The 19,988-nt window shown below is 66.2% G+C and carries 24 protein-coding genes; 11 read left to right on the forward strand and 13 right to left on the reverse strand.

What is annotated here, in order from left to right; all coding sequences use genetic code 11:
• Positions 1-24: 24 nt before the first annotated feature.
• The 3 genes from IE100_RS10805 to IE100_RS10815 form a co-directional block, all read right to left on the reverse strand.
• Positions 25-375: a VanZ family protein gene (locus IE100_RS10805; RefSeq protein WP_229800338.1), complete on the reverse strand. Its 351-nt coding sequence runs from the start codon at positions 373-375 to the stop codon at positions 25-27.
• Positions 376-465: 90 nt separating this feature from the next.
• Positions 466-1,416, reverse strand: a complete 951-nt coding sequence (locus tag IE100_RS10810; protein ID WP_189374089.1) for a GMP reductase — start codon at positions 1,414-1,416, stop codon at positions 466-468.
• 206 nt (positions 1,417-1,622) lie between these two features.
• Positions 1,623-2,246 (reverse strand): nucleotide-binding protein, encoded by a 624-nt coding sequence (locus IE100_RS10815; protein ID WP_189374091.1) that lies wholly within the window; start codon positions 2,244-2,246, stop codon positions 1,623-1,625.
• A 124-nt stretch (positions 2,247-2,370) separates the two neighbouring features.
• Between IE100_RS10815 and IE100_RS10820 the strand changes: the two genes are divergently transcribed.
• A complete protein-coding gene (locus IE100_RS10820; protein WP_189374093.1) occupies positions 2,371-3,033 on the forward strand; it encodes an HAD family hydrolase in 663 nt (220 codons plus the stop codon).
• Here IE100_RS10820 and IE100_RS10825 read toward each other — a convergent pair.
• Positions 3,030-3,965, reverse strand: a complete 936-nt coding sequence (locus tag IE100_RS10825) for a DHH family phosphoesterase (protein WP_189374095.1) — start codon at positions 3,963-3,965, stop codon at positions 3,030-3,032. The genes IE100_RS10820 and IE100_RS10825 overlap by 4 nt on opposite strands.
• 322 nt (positions 3,966-4,287) lie before the next feature.
• Between IE100_RS10825 and IE100_RS10830 the strand changes: the two genes are divergently transcribed.
• The 4 genes from IE100_RS10830 to IE100_RS10845 are packed head-to-tail and all read left to right on the forward strand — an operon-like array spanning position 4,288 to position 6,444.
• Positions 4,288-4,590 (forward strand): YciI family protein, encoded by a 303-nt coding sequence (locus IE100_RS10830; RefSeq protein ID WP_189352416.1) that lies wholly within the window; start codon positions 4,288-4,290, stop codon positions 4,588-4,590.
• Positions 4,587-4,850 carry a BolA family protein gene (locus IE100_RS10835; protein WP_189352417.1) on the forward strand — a complete coding sequence of 88 codons (264 nt, stop codon included), beginning with the start codon at positions 4,587-4,589 and terminating at the stop codon, positions 4,848-4,850. The genes IE100_RS10830 and IE100_RS10835 overlap by 4 nt, the downstream gene beginning before the upstream one ends.
• A 10-nt stretch (positions 4,851-4,860) precedes the next feature.
• On the forward strand, positions 4,861-5,652 hold the full coding sequence (locus IE100_RS10840) for a peptidylprolyl isomerase (protein WP_189374097.1): 792 nt from the start codon (positions 4,861-4,863) through the stop codon (positions 5,650-5,652).
• A 15-nt stretch (positions 5,653-5,667) separates the two neighbouring features.
• Positions 5,668-6,444 (forward strand): peptidylprolyl isomerase, encoded by a 777-nt coding sequence (locus IE100_RS10845; protein WP_189374098.1) that lies wholly within the window; start codon positions 5,668-5,670, stop codon positions 6,442-6,444.
• An 85-nt stretch (positions 6,445-6,529) separates the two neighbouring features.
• Here the strand turns inward: IE100_RS10845 and IE100_RS10850 are convergent, their stop codons facing one another.
• Complete coding sequence (locus IE100_RS10850) at positions 6,530-7,315, reverse strand: enoyl-CoA hydratase (RefSeq protein WP_189374101.1); 786 nt, start codon at positions 7,313-7,315, stop codon at positions 6,530-6,532.
• Positions 7,316-7,614: 299 nt separating this feature from the next.
• Between IE100_RS10850 and IE100_RS10855 the strand changes: the two genes are divergently transcribed.
• On the forward strand, positions 7,615-8,286 hold the full coding sequence (locus tag IE100_RS10855) for a sulfite exporter TauE/SafE family protein (RefSeq protein ID WP_189374103.1): 672 nt from the start codon (positions 7,615-7,617) through the stop codon (positions 8,284-8,286).
• On the opposite strand, the gene IE100_RS10860 is transcribed toward IE100_RS10855, so the two are convergent.
• From IE100_RS10860 to IE100_RS10885, 6 genes are read right to left on the reverse strand one after another with little or no spacing between them, the layout of a single operon-like run.
• On the reverse strand, positions 8,270-9,142 hold the full coding sequence (locus tag IE100_RS10860; RefSeq protein ID WP_229800339.1) for a metal ABC transporter substrate-binding protein: 873 nt from the start codon (positions 9,140-9,142) through the stop codon (positions 8,270-8,272). The genes IE100_RS10855 and IE100_RS10860 overlap by 17 nt on opposite strands.
• 25 nt (positions 9,143-9,167) lie before the next feature.
• Positions 9,168-9,992: a metal ABC transporter permease gene (locus IE100_RS10865; RefSeq protein ID WP_189374248.1), complete on the reverse strand. Its 825-nt coding sequence runs from the start codon at positions 9,990-9,992 to the stop codon at positions 9,168-9,170.
• A 50-nt stretch (positions 9,993-10,042) separates the two neighbouring features.
• Positions 10,043-10,783, reverse strand: coding sequence for a metal ABC transporter ATP-binding protein (locus IE100_RS10870; RefSeq protein WP_189374105.1), 741 nt, complete (start codon positions 10,781-10,783; stop codon positions 10,043-10,045).
• Entirely contained in the window at positions 10,780-11,022 is a 243-nt protein-coding gene (locus IE100_RS10875) for a hypothetical protein (protein ID WP_189374106.1), read from the reverse strand. The genes IE100_RS10870 and IE100_RS10875 overlap by 4 nt, the downstream gene beginning before the upstream one ends.
• Positions 11,019-11,963: a CobW family GTP-binding protein gene (locus IE100_RS10880; RefSeq protein WP_189374108.1), complete on the reverse strand. Its 945-nt coding sequence runs from the start codon at positions 11,961-11,963 to the stop codon at positions 11,019-11,021. Before IE100_RS10880 ends, IE100_RS10875 begins: the two co-directional genes overlap by 4 nt.
• The gene (locus IE100_RS10885; protein ID WP_189374109.1) at positions 11,951-12,385 is read right to left on the reverse strand and encodes a Fur family transcriptional regulator; all 435 of its coding nucleotides are present in this window, start codon (positions 12,383-12,385) and stop codon (positions 11,951-11,953) included. The genes IE100_RS10880 and IE100_RS10885 overlap by 13 nt, the downstream gene beginning before the upstream one ends.
• Before the next feature lie 173 nt (positions 12,386-12,558).
• On the opposite strand from IE100_RS10885, the gene IE100_RS10890 reads away from it, so the two are divergent.
• Entirely contained in the window at positions 12,559-12,990 is a 432-nt protein-coding gene (locus IE100_RS10890) for a c-type cytochrome (RefSeq protein ID WP_189374111.1), read from the forward strand.
• A 93-nt stretch (positions 12,991-13,083) separates the two neighbouring features.
• Positions 13,084-13,512: a c-type cytochrome gene (locus IE100_RS10895; protein ID WP_229800340.1), complete on the forward strand. Its 429-nt coding sequence runs from the start codon at positions 13,084-13,086 to the stop codon at positions 13,510-13,512.
• 68 nt (positions 13,513-13,580) lie between these two features.
• On the opposite strand, the gene IE100_RS10900 is transcribed toward IE100_RS10895, so the two are convergent.
• Positions 13,581-14,261 (reverse strand): cytochrome b/b6 domain-containing protein, encoded by a 681-nt coding sequence (locus IE100_RS10900; protein WP_189374113.1) that lies wholly within the window; start codon positions 14,259-14,261, stop codon positions 13,581-13,583.
• A gap of 197 nt (positions 14,262-14,458) precedes the next feature.
• Here IE100_RS10900 and tyrS point away from each other — a divergent pair, with 197 nt between their 5' ends.
• Together tyrS and IE100_RS10910 are read left to right on the forward strand one after the other, a co-directional pair.
• Positions 14,459-15,733: a tyrosine--tRNA ligase gene (gene tyrS / locus IE100_RS10905; protein WP_189374115.1), complete on the forward strand. Its 1,275-nt coding sequence runs from the start codon at positions 14,459-14,461 to the stop codon at positions 15,731-15,733.
• Between the two features lie 264 nt (positions 15,734-15,997).
• A complete protein-coding gene (locus IE100_RS10910; RefSeq protein WP_189374117.1) occupies positions 15,998-18,517 on the forward strand; it encodes an EAL domain-containing protein in 2,520 nt (839 codons plus the stop codon).
• Positions 18,518-18,559: 42 nt separating this feature from the next.
• Here the strand turns inward: IE100_RS10910 and IE100_RS10915 are convergent, their stop codons facing one another.
• On the reverse strand, positions 18,560-19,207 hold the full coding sequence (locus IE100_RS10915) for a hypothetical protein (protein WP_189374119.1): 648 nt from the start codon (positions 19,205-19,207) through the stop codon (positions 18,560-18,562).
• Positions 19,208-19,426: 219 nt separating this feature from the next.
• Between IE100_RS10915 and IE100_RS10920 the strand changes: the two genes are divergently transcribed.
• Positions 19,427-19,927 (forward strand): transporter substrate-binding domain-containing protein, encoded by a 501-nt coding sequence (locus IE100_RS10920; protein WP_229800341.1) that lies wholly within the window; start codon positions 19,427-19,429, stop codon positions 19,925-19,927.
• Positions 19,928-19,988 lie beyond the last annotated feature (61 nt).

The following is a 19,988-nucleotide window of genomic DNA, read 5'->3' on the forward strand; positions in this document are numbered from 1 at the left end:
TGCGGCCAACCTTGGCCGCAAGCGTCACCGACCCTTGCCCCGCCGCCACAGGTAAAGGCCGATCAGCGCGCCGGCCATGTCGGCCACCACGTCCCCCGCCTCCGCGCTGCGGGTCAGCGTCAGGCTGCCCTGCGCCAGCTCGGACAGCAGCGCCCAGCCCAGGCACAGCCACAAGGTTGGCCGCAACGGCGGCCGCTGGCGGGCGGCAAGGCTGCGCGCCAGCAGCCACGCCCACACCGCGAACAGCAGCGCGTGGCCCAGCTTGTCGAAATGGGGAATCGCCGACGGCGCACCGGCCGGCTTCAGCAACAACAGATAAACGGAAAACAGCCACCAGCCGGCGGCGGCCAGACTGCGGCGTAACGGGAGCGACAACACGGCCTCACCTTATCTCGATTGCCGCCCGTCGCCGCGCGGCCAGAACCGGACCGGCCTGCCAACGGGCAGACCGGCCCCCTCACCGCCCTAGTGCGCGACGGCGATCATCTGCACCGTGCGCAGCGCGGACAGCTCGCGGCCGCCGGCGTAGCTGACCGACGACTGCAGGTCTTCCTGCAGCTCCAGCAGCAGGCGGGCGATGCTGCCCTTGTACTCGACCAGGATCTTCTTGCCTTCCACGTTCTTGTACTCGCCCTTGTTGAACTGCGAGGCGCTGCCGAAGTATTCCTTGTAGCGCTTGCCGTCGATCTCGACGATCTCGCCCGCCGATTCGTCGTAGCCGGCAAACAGCGAGCCGGCCATCACCATGCTCGCGCCGCAGGCCAGCGCCTTGGCCACGTCGCCGTGCTCGACGATGCCGCCGTCGGCGATCACCGGCACCGACACCGCGGCGGCGCAGTCGCGCACGGTGGCCACCATCGGGCGGTGGAAGCCGGTCTTGTTCTTGGTGATGCACACCCGGCCGCCGGCGATGCCGGCCTTGATCGCGTCGCATCCCCACGCTTCGAGATCGCGCGCCGCCTCGGCGGTGGCGATGTTGCCGCCGATCAGGAAGCTGGCCGGGAACTCGCGCTTGATGAAGCGGATCATCTGCTCCGCCTTCACGCACCAGCCGTTGGCCACGTCGAGGGTGATGTATTCCGGGCTCAGCCCGGCGGCCTTGAGCGCCACCAGCTGCTGCCGGGTGTCGCCGTTGACGCCGACGCTGATCGAGGCGAACAGGCCCCGAGCCTGCATGTCGCGCACGAAGGCCACGGCGTCGACATCGAAGCGGTGCATGGTGTAGAACCAGTTGCGGCGCGCGAAGTATTCGCAGGTTTCGGCGTCGACCACGCTCTTCATGTTGGCCGCATAGAGCGGCATCGCGAAACGGTGCGGGCCGAACTGCACCGAGGTGTCGCACTCCTTGCGGCTGTCGACGACGGTTTTTTTCGGAACGAGATAGACATCGCCGTAATTGAGTTCGGTGTGGATCATCAGCTGTCACTCCAGATTGCATTCGGGAAACCATTCGCGGAATGGTGCCGCACCGCCGTTCCGGATAGCGGTGCAGATTTTGGGCGTCCCCAAATAAAAAGCGAAAGCCGGGCGGCTTTCGCTTGCAATTTTCCCGCCCTGCGGCGCTGATGGGCGCAGGGCAAACGGTTCTGACTATACGCAGCGCAAAATCGGGGCGTCAAGCGCTAATTGTCGAGCCAGGACAGGATCGGGCGCCACGCCTCGATGTCGCGCCGCACCCGTGCCGGCGGCAGGTCGAACAGGGTCAGCCCGGCGCCGGCGGCCTGCACGTAGAACTGGGTATCGCGGATCCAGCCCAGTACCGGCACCTGGTAGCGCGACAGGAAGCTTTCCAGCTCGCGCGCGGAGCGGGTGCGTGGATCGACCCGCATGCCGACCACGCCGACGAAGGTCTTTTCCTTGCGCACCGCCTTCTCCGCCAGCAAGGCGTCAAAGAATTCGCTGCTGGCCCACATGTCGAACGGCGACGGCTGGATCGGCACGATGACGCGGTCGACCTTCTTCACCAGCGCGCGCAGCCGCTTGCCGTCCAGCCCGGCAGGGCTGTCGAGGATCACCACCTGGGTGTCCTTCGGCGGCTTGGCCAGGCCCTCGGTCATCTGCCAGCCCTGGATCGCCGGCGCCGCCGGTGGCCGCTGCGCCAGCCAGCTCAGCGACGACTGCTGCTTGTCGATGTCGCCCAGCATCACCCTAGTCGCCTGCGACGCGTAAAAACCGGCGAGATTGGTCGACAGCGTCGACTTGCCGCTACCGCCCTTGGGGTTTGCCACCAGTATCGAATACGCCATAACACCTTTCGCTGTGTTTGCCTGCCGCCCACGGCGGTGCCACTACCCGCCGGACATTTTATGATAAAAGACAGCAGGCCACGCGGCTTTGCCACCCCACCCGCCACACAAGGATAAGCACACCATGCCATACGACGCCATTTTGCTGGACATGGACGGACTGATGATCGACACCGAGCAGCTCTGTGCCCAGGCCTGGCGCGACGCCGCCAGCGAGCTGGGCACCTGCATCGGCGAGGACACCCTGCACCAGCTAGTCGGCCTCAGCCACCAGCACTGCCTGCGCCACCTGCAACAGCACCCCGAGCTGTCCGCGCACATGCCGGCACTGGCGCTGCTGAACCGGAGGTACTACCAGCGGCAGCTGCAGCACGGCGACATTCCGCTCAAGCCCGGCATCACGGCGCTGCTGGACTGGCTGCGGCAGCAGGCCATTCCCTGCGCCGTCGGCACCGCCACCGAGGGGCCGCTGGCGCAGCTGAAACTGCAACGCAGCCAGCTGGCGCCCTACTTCCGGCACGTGGTCAGCGCCAGCGACGTCGCCAACAGCAAGCCGGCACCGGACATCTACCTGGCGGCGGCAGAGCGGCTGCAGGTGGAACCGGCACGCTGCATCGTGCTGGAAGACTCGGTACACGGCGCCAGCGCCGCGCTGGCGGCCAACATGCGGGTGATCATCGTGCCGGACATCGTGCAACCGCCCGCCGCGATAGCAAAACAGGCCCTGGCGGTATGCGAGGACCTGTTTGCCGCGCGGGCACTGCTGCAACAGCTGCGGGACGCTTAGCCCTCGTTGGCGTTGATCTGCGCCACCAGTTCGGCCAGCACGCGCTCGGCCTGGTCGTTGTCGACCTGGCAGGTACCTGCGGCTTCGTGGCCACCGCCGCCGTACTTCAGCATCAGCTCGCCGACGCTGGTGCGGTTGCTGCGGTCGAGAATGGACTTGCCGGTGGCAAACACCGTGTTCTGCTGGTTCAGCCCCCACAGCACGTGGATGGAGATGTTGGCCTGCGGGTACAGCGCGTAGATCATGAAGCGGTTGATCGGGTGGATCAGCGTCTCGCTGCGCAGGTCCAGCACCACCACCTTGCCCTCGACACGGGCGCAGCGCTGGATCTGCGCCTTGGCCGCTGCCTCGTGCTCGAAGTACAGCTCGACCCGCTCGCGCACATCCGGCAGCCGCAGGATCTCGTCGATGCTGTGGTCGCGGCAGTACTTGATCAGGTCCATCATCAGCGCGTAGTTGCTGATGCGGAATTCGCGGAAGCGGCCCAGCCCGGTGCGGGCATCCATCAGGAAGTTGAGCAGCACCCAACCGCTCGGATCGAGGATCTCGCCGCGCGAAAACTGCGCGGCGTCGGCCTTGTCCACCGCCGCCATCATGTCGTCGGAGATCATCGGGAAGCGCTGCTTGCCGCCGTAGTAGTTGTACACCACGCGCGCGGCGGACGGCGCCGCGGCGTCGATGATGTGGTTCTGCTTGCCGGAGGCGTTGCGCAGGGTTTCGGACAGGTGGTGGTCGAAGGCCAGATGCGCGGCCTCGACGTACGGCAGGTTGGTGGTGATGTCGCGCTCGGTGATGTCCACCTTGCCGTCCTGCATGTCTTTCGGGTGCACGAACTTGATGTCGTCGATCAGCCCGAGTTCGTTGAGCAACACCGCGCAGACCAGACCATCGAAATCGCTGCGCGTCACCAGACGAAACTGTCCTGTTGTCATGTCTTTCCCTGCCCTGTTTCCATGGATGATGAGTCGATCGTGCTGCCACTTGTCACGATCAATGCCGTCGGCAACTGTACCGCAGTCGGCAGGGGCGTGATAGCCCTGCCGGCTTGTCAGCCACTACCCGGCACCGCATAATCCTGACATATTGCTCCGCCCCCCGGCCTTGCCGCTTGAAATCGCGGTCACGGCCGCCATTTCAGCAGATAGCGCGCAGTGATTCCGGTGCCGGCCAGTGCAGAACCGCGGCCCGCCTTCACCGCAGCCGCAGCAGGTCTGCCACCGGCCAGACCGCTTTTGAGAGACACAGAAAGGCACCATGCTGTACGCAATCACAGGCACCGACGCCCCCAATTCCCTCGACAACCGCCTGGCGGCACGGCCGGAACACCTGGCCCGGCTGCAGGCACTGCAGAACGACGGCCGGCTGCTGCTGGCGGGTCCGTTCCCGGCCATCGACAGCAACGACCCCGGCCCGGCCGGCTTCAGCGGCAGCCTGATCGTCGCCGAATTCGACTCGCTGGCCGCGGCCGAGCAATGGGCGAAGGCCGACCCCTATGTCGCCGCCGGCGTCTATGCCAGCGTCAGCGTCAAGCCGTTCCGCAAGGTGCTGCCGGCATGAGCGCCATCATCGAAACCATGCGCCAGCGCCTGGCGGCACTGGCGCCGGAACACCTCGACATCGAGGACGACAGCGCGTCCCATGCCGGCCACGCCGGCGCCAAAAGCGGCGGCCACTACAATGTGCTGATCGTCAGCGCCTGTTTCAGCGGCAAGTCGCGCATCGAGCGGCAACGCATGGTGTACGATGCGCTCGGCGACCTGATGCAGCAGGGCATTCACGCCCTGGCACTCAAAACCCTTACTCCGGACGATCTCTGAAATCCATCCCATGAAGAAATCACTCACTCTCGCGGCCCTGCTGCTGGCTGCCGTCGGCAGCACCCCGAGCCTGGCCGCGCCGGTCGCCACCGTCAACGGCTCCACCATCGACAGCAGCACCCTGGATCAGGCGGTGAAACAGGTCATCGGCAACAGCGGCGGCCAGCTGAAAGACAGCCCGGCCCTGCGCGAAGAAGTGCGCCAGCGCCTGATCAATCGCGAGCTGATCGTGCAGGCCGCCACCAAGGCCGGCCTCGACAAGAAGCCGGAATTCCAGCAACAGCTGGCCGAAGCGCGCACCGAACTGCTGCAGCAGGCCTTCTTCCAGCAGCGCCTCAGCACCAGCCCGGTGTCGGACAGCGCGCTGAAGGCGGCCTACCAGCAGTACAGCGAGCGCTTTAATGGCGTGAAGGAAGTGAAAGTCCGCCAGATCATCGTCAACAGCGAAGCCGACGCCAACAGCGTGCTGGCCGAGCTGAAAAAAGGCGCCAAGTTCGAAACCCTGGCCGCCAGCAAGTCCACCCACCAGCCTAGCCGTGAACGTGGCGGCGACCTGGGCTGGGGAAATCTGGCGTCCATGGAACCGCCGCTGGCCGCCGCGCTCCAAGCGATTCCCAAAGGCAAGTTCAGCGCCCAGCCGCTGCGCTCCGGCCTCGGCTGGCACCTGTTCAAGGTAGAGGACATCCGCGACGCGAAGCCGCTGCCCTTTGATACCATCAAGCCGCAGATCGCCCGCGATCTGCAGGACAAAGCGATTAGTGACGCGATCGGCGAATTGCGTCAGAAAGCCAACATTCAATAACCACTGGAAACCCCGATGAACTTCCCTTTGAAAAAGACCCTGATTGCCGTCAGCCTGCTGACCGCCACCGCTTGCGCGTTCGCCACTTCGGTCAATGGCGTTGCCATCAGCCAGCAGCGTATCGATGCCATCACCCGCATGATGGAAGCGCAAGGCCAGAAATCGACGCCGGAAATGGCGCAAATGGTCAAGGATCAGCTGATCACCGCTGAAATCCTGCGTCAGGAAGCCGTGAAGAAGGGCCTGGACAAGTCCGCCGACTACCTCGCCGAAATCGAGAACGCCAAGGCGATGGCACTGGCCAACCGCCTGATCAAGGAACACCTGCGCACCAACCCGGTGACCGACGCCCAGGCCCGCGCCGAGTACGACAAGGTGAAGGCCGAGTTCCCGGAGCGCAAGAGCTTTGACGCCAGCCACATCCTGGTGAAGACCGAAGCCGAAGCCAAGTCCGTGATCGAGGCGCTGAAAAAAGGCAAGCCGTTCGCGCAGCTGGCCAAGGAAAAATCGCTGGATCCGGGCTCCAAGGACAACGGCGGCAACCTGGGCTGGAACGAGCCGGGCACCTTCGTGGCGCCGTTCTCCGAGGCGATGGTGAAACTGGCCAAGGGCCAGGTGACCGCGATCCCGGTGAAGACCGATTTCGGCTTCCACGTCATCAAGCTGAACGACGTGAAAGTGGAAGCGGCGCCGCCGCTGGAAGCCCTGCGTCCGCAACTGGAGCAACGCATCCAGTCGCAGCGCGTCGAGGCACTGATCAAGTCGCTGAAGGCCAGCGCCAAGGTCCAGTAAGAAGGCTCAGTAAGCCCGCGTGCTTCCGCCATGAAAAAACCGGCCGCTGGCCGGTTTTTTCATGGGCAGACGGGCGGGATGACGTTCAGTCGTCGTCCTGCGCCGCCCAGCCCGGCTCGCGCTTTTCGTTGAAGGCGCGCACGCCCTCCAGCTGTTCCGCACTGCCGATCAGCGCCAGGAAGGCCGCCTTTTCCGCCGCCAGTTGTGCGGCCAACGTTTGCGACGGGCTGGCCTCGATCAGCCGCCGTGCCGCGTGGATCGCCTGCGGCGACTGCTCGCGCACCCGTGCCGCCAGGCTCAGCGCCACGATCTTGGCCAGTCCGCTTTCCACCACTTCTTCCACCAGCCCGATGGCCAGCGCCTTGTCGGCGGTGACGAACTCGCCGCCGAGGATGAGGCGCTTCGCCCACGGCACGCCGACGCGGTCGGTCAGCGCCTTGGTGCCGCCGGCACAGGGTATCAGCCCGACACGCGCCTCCGGCAGCCCGAGACTGGCACCACGCTCGGCCACGATGTAGTCGCAGGCCAGCGCGCACTCCAGCCCGCCGCCCAGCGCGAAACCGTTCACCGCCGCCACCGTCACACCCGGGTAGTGGCGCACTGCGTCAAACGCCAGCGCAAACGCGTCCGCCACCTTGCCGGCGTGCGCGGCCGCGCCCTCGCCGAACAGCGCGAGATCGGCGCCGGCCGAGAAGTAGCGCTCGCCGGCACCGGTCAGCACCACCGCGCGGATGGCGGCGTCGGCCGTCAGCGCGTCCATCGCCCGGGCCAACTCCTGCAACGACTCTATCGTCCACACATTGGCCGGCGGATTGTTGATCGTGACAATTGCTGATTGCCCAAGACGTTCGACAATGATTTTTTGGGTCATGTGGCACTCCTCCAGCCTCGGCAACGCCCGGCTGGGGCGCAATATCCAACAGCGTTATTCAGCGTGGATTCACCGGGAAAAACAGCTACTTTTCGAGCATTGGCGCGGCTTTGCTAGCTTTAACCATGGACTATGTCGCTGATTTTGCAAGCCCTTCCCGGCCGGCCAAACGGCGGCGCGATGTGCCGCCGGCCATTCAATAAACAGCGTTTACAAATGGCCGGCGGCGACAAGTTCCGCGCCGCGACCGGGCCCGGCTGCTACACTAGCGGCCATCATTTTTGCCCGCGTTGTCACCCATGCTGGAAATCAGTCTGCTGTCCCTGTTTCTTGCCGGCCTGCTCGGCGGCGTGCACTGTCTCGGCATGTGCGGCGGCATCGTCACCGCCATTTCGCTGGGCAAGTCGCAAGCGGCGCCACTGTGGCACCTCTTGTGCTACAACGTTGGCCGCATCGGCAGCTACGTCTGCGCCGGCGCGCTGCTCGGCGGCCTCGCGCAGTGGGGGCTGAACCAGGCGGCGTACCAGCCGCTGCAGACCGCGCTGTTCATTGCGGCCAACCTGCTGCTGATCCTGCTCGGCCTGTACCTGGCCGGCCTGTCCGCCGCCATCACCCGCATCGAGCACCTGGGCCGGCCGCTGTGGCGGCGCCTGCAGCCGCTGACCCGCCGCTACCTGCCGGTGCGCACCGCCCGCCAGGCGCTGCTGGCCGGCGCGATCTGGGGCTGGCTGCCCTGCGGCCTGGTCTACACCGCCAGCATCGCCGCGCTGGCCTCCGGCGGTGCCGGACAGGGTGCGCTGGTGATGCTGGCCTTCGGCCTCGGCACCCTGCCCAACCTGCTGCTGATGGGGCTGTTTGCCAGCAGGCTGCAGCAGCTGAAACAGCAACGGCCAGTCCGCCTGGTGGCGGGACTGGCCGTGATGGCACTCGGTGGCTGGCACCTGTGGCAGCTGCTTACATCGACTGGCTGAGCGCGGTCACATTGCTGCGGAACATCTCCAGATAGCTGCGCGCGCCGGGCTGGCTGGACAGTGCATCGGAGTACAGCTTGCCGCCGACCTTGACGCCGGCCTCTTTCGCCAGCTGGTCGATCAGGCGCCGGTCGGACATGTTCTCGATGAACACCGCCTTCACCTGTTCCTTTTTCACCTGCCGGATCAGCTGCGCCACCGACTTGGCCGAGGCCTCGGCATCGGTGCTCACCCCTTGCGGCGCCATGAAGCGGATCGCGTAGCGCTGGCCGAGATAGGCAAAGGCATCGTGCGAGGTCAGCACCTTGCGCCGCGCCGCCGGCACCGCGGCAAACTGCTTGCCGGCCCAGCTGTCCAGCTCCTGCAGCCGCGCCTTGTAGGCGGCGGCGCGTTCGCGATAGTAGCTGGCGCCGGCGGCATCGGCGCGGCTGAGACCGGCGGCGATATTGTCGACATAGCGCAGCACGTGCTGCGGGTTGTGCCAGGCGTGCGGATCGGCACGACCGTGGTCGTGACCATGCTCGTCGTGGCCGTGCTCGTCTTCCGCCACCGCCAGCGGCTTGAGGCCGTTAGCGGCGGTCACGGTCACGCCCTTGAAGTTGGCCGACTTGTTCAGACGGTTGATCCAGCCCTCGAAGCCGAGGCCGTTGACCACGAACACCTTGGCCTCGGCCAGCTTCTTGACGTCGGCCGGCTTGGGCTGGAACACGTGGGCGTCCTGGTCGGCGCCGACCAGCGACACCACGCTGACGCGCTCGCCGCCGACTTCGCGGGTGATGTCGGCCATGATGCTGAAGCTGGCCACCACCGGCAGGTTGGCCCACGCCGCCAGCGGCGACAGCAGCAGGCTGCTCACAATAATTTTCCGTACGTTCACGCGCTCAACTCTCCAAATGACGTTGCCGCAGCAGGCGGGGCAACACGCCGCCCTGCGGGGCAACAAACAGCGAAACGATATAGAACAGGCCGGCCAGCAGGATGATGCACGGCCCGGACGGCAGCTCGACGTGATAGGACAGCAGCAGCCCGCCCATGCCCGCCAGCGCGGCGATCAGGAACGCCGCCAGCAGCATGCCGCCGACGCTGGCCGCCCACAGTCGCGAGCAGATCGCCGGCAGCATCATCAGCCCCACCGACATCAGCGTGCCCAGCGCCTGGAAGCCCGACACCAGATTCAGCACCACCAGCAGCAGGAACAGCAGGTGCCACACGCTGCCGTGGCCGCCGACCGCGCGCAGGAACACCGGGTCCAGGCTTTCCAGCAGCAGCGGGCGATAGATCACCGCCAGCGTCAGCAGGGTCACGCTGGCGACGCTGGCCACCAGCAGCAGCGCGGCGTCGTCCACCGCCAGCACCGAGCCGAACAAGAGGTGCATCAGGTCGACATTGCTGCCGCTGCCGGACACCAGCAGCACGCCGATGGCCAGCGACAGCAGGTAGAAGGCGGCAAAGCTCGCGTCTTCCTTGATCTCGGTGAAACGCGTCGCCAGCCCGGCAAAACCGGCCACCAGCACGCCGGCGACAAAACCACCCAGGCTCATCGCCGGCAGGCTCAGGCCGGCGATCAGGAAGCCGACCGCGGCGCCGGGCAGCACCGCGTGGCTCATCGCGTCGCCGACCAGGCTCATGCGCCGCATCACCAGGAACAGGCCGACCGGCGCGCTGCCCAGCGCCAGCGCCAGGCAGGCCACCAGCGCGCGGCGCATGAAGGCGAATTCGACAAAGGGCGCCAGCACCCATTGGTACAGGAAATCGGTCACGGTCTTACTCCATCCACGCGGCACACCGGGGCATTGGCCGACCAGTGCGCGGCGGTATCGCTGGCGCGGCGCAGCTTGTCCGCGGTCAGCACCTCGGCGGTGTCGCCCCAGGCGATCACCTCGCGTGCCATCAGCAGCGTCTGCGGGAAGTGCTCGCGCACCTGTTGCTCGTCGTGCAGCACCGCGATCACGGTGCGCCCTTCCGCCTTCCAGCGCTCGACCAGCCGCAGCAGGTCGGCGGTGGTGGTGGCGTCGACGGCGTTGAACGGCTCGTCGAGCAGAATCAGCGGCGCGTCCTGCACCAGGATGCGGGCGAACAGCACGCGCTGGAACTGGCCGCTGGACAGCGCGGAAATCGGGCGGGTGGCGAAGTCTTCCAGACCGACGGTCACCAGCGCGTTCCACGACGCGTCGTCATCGTTGCGGCCAACCTTGCCGAACAGGCCGCTGCGCTGCCAGTGGCCGCTGGACACCAGATCGATCACCGACACCGGCAGCGAGCGGTCGATTTCCGACTGCTGCGGCAGGTAGGCCAGATCGCGGCGCGCCACGCCGCGCATCAGCACGCGACCCGCATCCGGCTTCAGCGCGCCCATGATGGTTTTCAGCAGGGTGCTCTTGCCGGCGCCGTTGGGGCCGAAGATCGCCGTGGCCTGGCCATCGGCAAAGCTGCCGCTGACGTGGTGCACGGCGGGGTGGCGACGGTAGGACACCGTCAGGTTTTCCAGCCGGATCATGCCACCTCCTGCAGTGCCCAGTGCACCAGCAACCACAGCGCGAGCAGCGGCAGCGCGGCCAGCAGCAGGCGCTGGCCGGCGGACAGCGACAGCAGGCGCCAGCGCGGCAGGTGCGAGGTCTCGCCGGCGGCGTGCGGGTGCGGATGGGAGTGCGCATGCGCGGCGCCGTGCGCGTGATCGTGCGTATGCTGTTCGTGCGCGGAGTGCTCGTGCGGATGGGGGTGTGTCATGCCGCTCATGCCCCGTTCCCGGCCGGCAGCACGCAGGCCTGGATGGCGGCTTCCAGCGCGTCGGCGTCGATACGGCTGCCGATCACCTCGAAGCGGCTGTCGCGGCGCCACGCTACCTGGTTGGCCGCCCACTGCCCTTCGGTCCAGTTCAGCCACAGCCAGGTGTCCAGCACGCGGAACACGCCCTTGGCGCGCACCAGGCCGTCGACCCGTTGCGGCAGGCTGTCGAACAGCTCGGTCAGCGCCTCGCCGGAGAACTCCGCGTCCGGCGCGAAGGTCCAGCCCTGCGACTGCCAGCCGGAGGCGTCGCCCGGGCGCACCGCCGGCCGGTAGCGCGACTTGTTCTGCACCGCGGCGTCCAGCCACGCCGGATCGGCGGCGCCGTCGCTGATCTCGGCGATCAGCGACTTGGGCGGAAACAGCGCGGCGGCCTTGTCGCGGTAGGCGGCCAACGTTGGCGCGTCGGCGAGGTCGCACTTGGTGGCCAGCAGCACGTCGGCGATCATCACCTGGTCGCGGTACAGCGGCTGGCGGAAGTAGTCGTTGTTGGCGAACTGGCGCGGATCGACCAGCGTCATCACCGCACCGACCTGCAGCGCGTTGCCCAGCGGCTCGGCGCGCAATTCGTCGATCAGCCCGGCGGCGTGGGCGAGGCCGCTGGCCTCGATGATCAGCCGGTCTGGCCGCTCGCGGCGCAGCAGGTTGGCGACGGTGACCGTCATCTGCGGCCCGGCGACGCAGCACAGGCAGCCGCCGGCGATCTCGGCCACCGGCAGCTCGCCGTTGTCCAGCACCGCGCCGTCGATGCCGATCTCGCCGAACTCGTTGACGATGATCGCCCATTTTTCATGTTGCGGCCGCTGCGCGATCAGGTGGCGCAGCGCCGTGGTCTTGCCCACCCCGAGAAAGCCGGTGAGCACGTTGACGGTGGTTTTTTTCATACTCGACATGCCTGGCACAGTCCGGTCAGTAATAGATTTTGTTGCGCGATGGCAAAGCCCTGCGCCGCCGCCTGCTGTCGCAGCGTGTCCAGCGCCGGCGCCGCCTCCAGCTCGTTGACGCGGCCACAGGCGGTGCACACCAGGATCAGCCCTTCGTGGCAGCAGCCGACATGACTGCACACGATATAGCCGTTGAGCGCGTCGACCTTGTGCAGCAGGCCGGCTTCCACCAGGAAATCCAGCGCCCGGTACACCGTCGGCGGCGCGGCAATGCCGCGCTCGCGCTGCAGGTCGGCCAGCACCTGATAGGCCTTGACCACGCCTTCGTGCGCCAGCACCAGCTCCAGCACCTGACGGCGCAGCGCGGTCAGCTTCACGCCCTGTCGCTGGCACTGCAGGTCGGCCGCGGCAATAAAGCCAGCTTTATCCATGACAAGTCACCGGGAGTTAATAAGGAATAAGGGGACAAATAGCAGCAACTCTTAAATGTTACTATATAACAACACCATTAACAACTGTTAACCGCCCGCCGCTTCGATGCTGCAATGCGGTGTGCTAAGCTGTCGGCCTCGATTGCCCACCCCAATCCGCAAGGAGCCTGCAGATGAAACAGCTACTGCTCACCGTGTTGTCCTGTACCGTGCTGCTGAGCCCGGCGTTTGCCGCCGACCCGGTGACCCAGCGTCAGGAAATCTTCAAGCAGTACAAGCAAACCGTCGGCACCATGGCCAAGACCGTGAAGGGTGAGACGCCGTACAGCAAGGATGAATTCGCCAAGCTGGCCGCGCACCTGGACGCGCTGGCGCAGCAGCCGTGGCAGCACTTCCCGGCCGGCAGCGACCAGGGCAAGACCGGCGCCCGCGCCGAGATCTGGAGCAAGCCGCAAGACTGGAAAGCCGCCATCGACAGGCACAAGACCGAGACCGCCAAGCTGAAGCAGACCGCCGCCGGCGGCGACCTCGCCGCGATCAAGGCCCAGTTCGGCGCCACCCAGAAGACCTGCAAGGCCTGTCACGACAACTTCCGCAACGATTGAGTCCGGCCATTGCCGTCGTGTTCAGCCCCGGGCGGGGCTGAACTTTTCTGGCGCGCGGCATCCTAAAGTCCGTCTCCCACCCGCATCAAGATCATGAAAAAAATCCTCCTGCTTGCCACCCTCGCCCTCCTTGCCACCACTAGTCAGGCCGGCCCCGGCGAAGACCGCCAGAAAGCCTTCAAACAGGTACTGCGCAGCTTCGAACCGATGGGCGTGATGCTGCGCGGCAGCGGCTATCGCAAGGATGCGTTCATCCAGCACGCCGACGCACTGAAGACCGTCGCCGCGGCGCCGTTCGGCCAGTTCAAGCCGGGCACCATCGACGACGTCAGCCGCGCCAAGCCGGCGATCTGGAGCGAACCGGCCAAATGGAAGGCGGAACAGGACAAGTTCCTGCTCGCGGTTGGCCAGCTGCAGAAATCCGCGCGCGGCGACGACCTCGCCGCCATCCGTCGCGACTACGGCGCCGTGGCCGCCAGCTGCAAGGCCTGTCACGACAGCTTCCGCGGCCCGATGCGCTAAGCCGCCGGAAACAAGAACCGCCAGCCGAATCCATATCCGGCTGGCGGTTTTCATTTCCGCAAGACGGCTCAGGCGGCCACGCTGGCCGCCAGCCACGGCACACCACCGAACACCAGCAGCGCCACCAGCAGCAGCAATACCAGCGCCAGCCACGGCGACGCAAAGCGCAAGGGCGCGGCCTCATCCGGCAGCGCCTTCACTCCGCTGAACATCGGGCGCACCAGATCGGTGTTGCGGCCAACCTTGTAGAACACCACCGCCAGCACGTGCACCGCCGCCAGCAACAGCAGTACGTCGAACCAGTCCTTGTGCCAGCCGGTGACCTGTTCGGCCAGCTCGTCATTGCCCAGCAATGCCTTCAGCGGGCCGTCATAGAGGTAGCTGTTGACGTCGGCGGCAAACAGCCCCAGCCCGGCCTGCAGCAACAGCGCCAGCAGCAGCGCCAGCACCATCCAGCCGCCCAGCGGGTTGTGCCCCGGCTGCGCCGTCACCGGCAGCTGCCCGGCCAGATAGGCGCGGATGCGTGCCGGCCCGGCAAGAAAATCGCTGAAGCGCGCCGTCTGGCTGCCACACAGCCCCCACAGCACGCGGAACAGCACCAGCACCAGCATCAGCATGCCAAGGCGCAGATGCCACTCCATCCAGTCGCCGCCCTGCTCGGCGGTAAACCACAGCCCGGCAAACACCGGCACCATCGTCCAGTGAAACAGCCGCGTCGGCGCATCCCACACCTTGATCATCCTGCTCATGTTTGCTGCATCCTTTCCTGTTTGGGCGGCCGGTGGCGAAGCCCGGCCTTGTGCACCCGAAGCCGGTTCACCGCCAGAGCGCACGTTACGAAGCGTCATTTTCGGTTAAAATCGCCATCTTTTGTTGCAACGCCAACAGGCGCAATCGTCAACGCGCGGCCCACGGCCCGCGTCCTGCTCATGTGGAGAAGAAATACATGCACCAATCCAGCCTTATCCAGGAACTGCAAGCTCGCGGCCTGATCGCCCAGCAAACCGACGCGGCGGCACTCGACGAACTGCTGGCTAAGGAAAGTGTGACCTTGTATTGCGGCTTCGACCCGACCGCCGACAGCCTCCACCTCGGCCATCTGGTACCGGTACTGGTACTGCGCCGCTTCCAGCAGGCCGGCCACCGCCCGATCGCCCTCGTCGGCGGCGCTACCGGCATGATCGGCGACCCGAGCTTCAAGGCCACCGAGCGCAAGCTGAACACCCCGGACGTGATCGCCGGCTGGGTCGACAAGATCCGCGGCCAGGTGTCGCCGTTCCTGAGCTTCGAAGGCGACAACGCCGCCATCATGGCCAACAACTACGACTGGTTTGGCGGCATGGGCGCGCTGGAGTTCCTGCGCGACATCGGCAAGCACTTCTCGGTCAACCAGATGATCAAGAAGGAATCGGTGCAGCAGCGCATCAGCCGCGAAGACCAGGGCATCAGCTACACCGAGTTCAGCTACAGCCTGCTGCAGGGCTACGACTTCACCGAGCTGAACCGCCGCCACGGCTGCAAGCTGCAGATCGGCGGCTCCGACCAGTGGGGCAACATCACCGCCGGCACCGACCTCACCCGCCGCATCAACCAGCAACACGTGTTCGGCCTGACCCTGCCGCTGGTGACCAAGGCCGACGGCACCAAGTTCGGCAAGACCGAAGGCGGTGCGATCTGGCTGGACGCGAGCAAGACCAGCCCGTACGCGTTCTACCAGTTCTGGCTCAATACCGCCGACGCCGACGTGTACAAGTTCCTGCGCTACTTCTCCTTCCTGTCGGTGGCCGAGATCGCCGCCATCGAGGAACAGGACAAGGCCAGCGGCAGCAAGCCGCAGGCACAGCGCATCCTGGCGGAACAGGTGACCGCGCTGGTGCACGGCCAGGCGGCGGTGGAAGCCGCGCAGCGCATCAGCGCCAGCCTGTTCTCCGGCAGCGTGACCGACCTGACCGCATCCGACCTCGCGCAGCTGGCGCAGGACGGCATGCCCAGCGTCCAGCTGCCGCGCGACAGCAGCGGCCTGATTGACGCGCTGGTGGCTGGCGGCCTGGCCAAGTCCAAGTCCGAGGCCCGCACCTTCATCCAGAGCGGCGCCGTCAGCGTCAACGGCAACAAGATCGACAGCCTCGAACACCAGATCGGCGACGGCGAGCGCCTGTTCGGCCGCTACAGCCTGCTCAAGCGCGGCAAGAAACACCACACCCTGCTCTGCTGGCAATAAACCGTTGCGGCCAACGTTGGCCGCCAGCCTGCCGCCGACAGCCATGCCTTTGCATGGCTGTTTTCATTTCTGCCACCGGCGCAGAAAAATTCACTATTCAGCGCAAGCAAGGCTATCTATGATCCGGGATGACATTAGCAAAACAATGGTTGCCGCGCCGGCACCGCCGGCCCGCGCAGCACCAACACCGCAGCGACAAGGCCTGACCTGAACCACCGCGGACAGCGGCAACGCTGCCCGCCATTTGCCGGGGTGAGCAAGGGCATGACACAACACCGCAATCGCAATACCACGCAGCTGCCCGGCCTGGTCTGGCCGTTCATTGCCGTTGCCCTGCTGCTGGCGGCCCTGGGCGGGGTCAGCCTGGAAATCCAGTCCGCGGTGCGCGCCTACGTCAGCGGCGAGAGCCTGTGGTCCAAAGGACAAAAAGACGCCATCTACTATCTCAGCCTGTACGCCGACAGCCACGACGAACGCCACTTCCACCAGTACCAGACCGCCATCGCCATCCCGCTCGGCGACCGCACCGCCCGCATGGCACTGGAACAGCCGGTGCCGGACCTGGCGCTGGCCCGCGCCGGTTTCCTGCAGGGCGGCAACCACCCGCAGGACATTGCCGGCCTGATCTGGCTGTACCAGAACTTCCGCCAGTTCAGCCACCTGCAGCAGGCGATCGCGCACTGGGAGTTCGGCGACCGCAACGTGCAGGTGCTGACCGAACTGGCAGAGCAGATGCACTTCCAGATCAGGGGCGGCGTGGCCAGCGCGCGCGACATCGCCGACTGGAAGGCGGAAATCTACGCCATCAACGACCGTCTCACCCCGGTGGAGAAAGCCTTTTCCGACACCCTCGGCGAAGGCTCGCGCCTCATCCAGCGCTTGCTGCTGGCCGCCAACCTCGCCAGCGCCGCGCTGCTGATCCTGCTGGTGCTGCTGCGCACCCACAAGCTGCTGGGCCAGCGCCAGTCCTTCGAACGCGCACTGCAGGCGGAGAAGGAGCGCGCGCAGGTCACCCTCGCCTCCATCGGCGACGCGGTGATCACCACCGACGCCGACGGCCTGACCGCCTACATGAACCCGGCGGCGGAGCAGCTGACCGCGTGGACGGTGGCGCAGGCAGAGGGGCTGCCGCTGGGCTCGCTGTTCCGCCTCGTCGACGAGGACACCCAGCAGGAAGGGCTGGTGCTGCTCGAACAGATCCTGGCCGGCGACCTCGGCCACGGCAGCAGCACCCAGCTGCTGGTACGCCTGGACGGCAGCGCGGTGTCGGTGGCACTGGTGGCGGCGCCGATCCACAGCGCCGGGCGCATCAGCGGGGCGGTGCTGGTGCTGCACGACATGACGCAGGAGCGGCAGTACATCGCCAACCTGTCGTGGCAGGCCTCGCACGACGCGCTGACCGGACTGGCCAACCGCCGCGAGTTCGAATACCGGCTGGAACAGGCGCTGGCCGATCTCGACCGCCAGCACGACGGCCCGCAGCAGCACGCGCTGATGTTCCTCGACCTCGACCAGTTCAAGGTGGTCAACGACACCTGTGGCCACGCCGCCGGCGACGAGCTGCTGCGCCAGATCTGCCGGCGGCTGCTGCAGCGGCTGCGCGACAGCGATACCCTCGCCCGCCTCGGCGGCGACGAGTTCGGTATCCTGCTGCAGCACTGCCCGGTCGACGCCGCGCTGCAGATTGCCGAAAGCCTGCGCCAGACGGTGCAGGACCTGCACTTCGGATGGGGCGGTCGTCCGTTCAACGTCAGCGTCAGCATCGGCTTGGTGCATATCGCCGGTGCGCGCACCACGCTGGCCGAGGCGCTGCGCGCCGCCGACGTCGCCTGCTACATGGCCAAGGAAAAGGGACGCAACCGGGTGCAGCTCTACCATCCGGACGATTCGGAACTGTCGCTGCGCTTCGGCGAAATGGCCTGGGTGCAGCGCATCCACCTGGCGCTGGAAGAACAGCGGCTGTGCCTGTACGCGCAGGAGATCGCGCCGCTGGGCGACCACAGCGACGGCGGCAGCCATGTCGAGTTGCTGCTGCGCCTGCACGACGAGGTCGGCCGCCTGGTGCCGCCGATCAGTTTCATCCCGGCGGCAGAGCGCTACGGCCTGATGCCGCTGATCGACCGCTGGGTGGTGCAGCACGCGTTCACCACCCTCGCCGCGCGGCTACGCTGCCGCAAGGTGACGCCGATCGGCACCTGCGCCATCAACCTGTCCGGCACCACCATCGGCGACCAGGCGTTCCTGGACTTCCTGCGCGAGCAGTTCCGCCTGCACGCGATTCCGCCGCGCATGATCTGCTTCGAGATCACCGAGACCAGCGCCATCGCCAACCTCGCCAGCGCCATCCACTTCATCACCGAGCTGCAGAGCCTGGGCTGCCGCTTCTCGCTGGATGACTTCGGCGCCGGCATGTCCTCGTTCACCTACCTGAAGCACCTGCCGGTGGACTACCTGAAGATCGACGGCGGCTTCGTCAAGGACATGCTCGACGACCCAATCGACCGCGCCATGGTCGAGGCCATCAACCACATCGGCCACGTGATGGGCAAACGCACCATTGCCGAATTCGTGGAAACACCGGCCATCCTGCAGGCGCTGGCCGAGATCGGCGTCGACTACGCGCAGGGCTACGCCGTAGCCAGGCCGCAGCCGTTCAACTGCGACTGCGAGCTGCGGCACGACTTCCGCCGTGCCTGCGCGACACCAGGCCAGGCCCGGAACGATGCCGCCCCGGCAGCACCCGCTGCCGGCAGGAATGCCGGTGCCGAGACCCCGCCCGCCTGAGCGGCGGCCAGGCTGGCGGGCGGACGCCCAAGGTTGGCCGCATCAGCCCAGGCTGACGCGCAGTTCCCGCTCGCCGTCGATCTCAACATCGTGATAGCGCAGCAAGCCCGGCACACCGGCCGGTAGCGCCTCGTCCAGCGGCTTGCCCTGCAGCAGCGCCAGCGCCGGCCGCACCACCGCCGCCAGCAAGGCCTCGCTGCCGTCCAGCGCCGACAGCTGCAGCGTATAGGTCCACTCCGCGCCGAAGTGGGATTCGCTCTCTTCCCACCACAGCAGGCGGTTGCCGCGGTTTTCCCACGGCTGCCACGCGCTGGCCGGGAAGCCGACAAAGGCGTCGTACTCGAAGGCAAACTCGCAGGCCCAGTGCGCCACGTGCAGCACCGCGCCCGCCAGCGTGCCATCCTGCCGCAGCGGCACGCCGTCGCCGGCAAGGCTGATCTGGTAGTTGAGCCAGCCGCCGATGAATTCCTTCTTTTTCTTGTTGCGCACGATCAGCGGCAGGCTGCTGGCCAGCGCCACCCGTCCCAGCGCCGGCACTTGCTGCACGCTTTCCTCGACACTGCCCAGCTTGTAGCACAGCTTGGCCGCGCCGAACGCCTCGCCCAGCAGCGCATCCAGCTGCTGTTGCAGCGCCTTGGCGTGACGCCATTGTTCGTTACTGACGGCAGCGGGCTGGGCGTCATGGTTCATGCGATGGTGTCCTTGTATTGCGGAATCGAAAACAACAACGGCGCCCACTGGCGCCGTTGTCGGAGGGTTGCGGCCAACCTTATGTGGCTTCCAATGCTTGATTGTACTTGAAGCCGATTTTACCAGCCGTTTTACATCACTCATCGCGACTAGGCAATGGACTTCGACGGCATCATTCCGGCGTTGCAGGCGAAAAAATTCGAAGTGGCCATCGCCTAGATGAGCATTACCGCCGATCGCGCCAAGGTGGTCGATTTCAGCGACAGGTACTTCAACGTCCCCGGCCGCTTGCTGGCCAAGGCCGGCACCCAGATCAACGACGCCTGGTACAAGGGCAAGAACATCGGCGTGCTGCGCAGCGCGGTACAAGAGCAGGAAGGCAGCGACAAGATGAAGCCGAAAGGCGCCAGCATCAAGATCTACGGCAAGATCACCGATGCCTTCCTCGACCTGAGCAGCCAGCGGCTGGATGCCGTGTTCCTGGAATCGACCGTGGGTGAGGAAGACTTCCTGAAAACCGCGAAGGGCAAGGGCTACGCCTTTGTCGGCCCCATCTTCAACGACCCGAAGTACTATCAGGGTTGCGGCATCGCGGTACAAAAGGGCAACAAGGAGCTGCTGGCCAAGATCAACGTGGCGCTGAAGAAGATCCTGGCCGACGGTACCTACAAGAAGATTCAGGGCAAATACTTCAGCAACGACATCAACCCGTTCAAGTAAGCGCCACCCCGTAGTCGCCGGCACGCCAGCGCCGCGCCCGGGCCCCGCAAACCGCACCGCA

The organism is Vogesella alkaliphila (assembly GCF_014652475.1).
In the GTDB taxonomy this organism is placed as follows: Bacteria; Pseudomonadota; Gammaproteobacteria; order Burkholderiales; family Chromobacteriaceae; genus Vogesella; species Vogesella alkaliphila.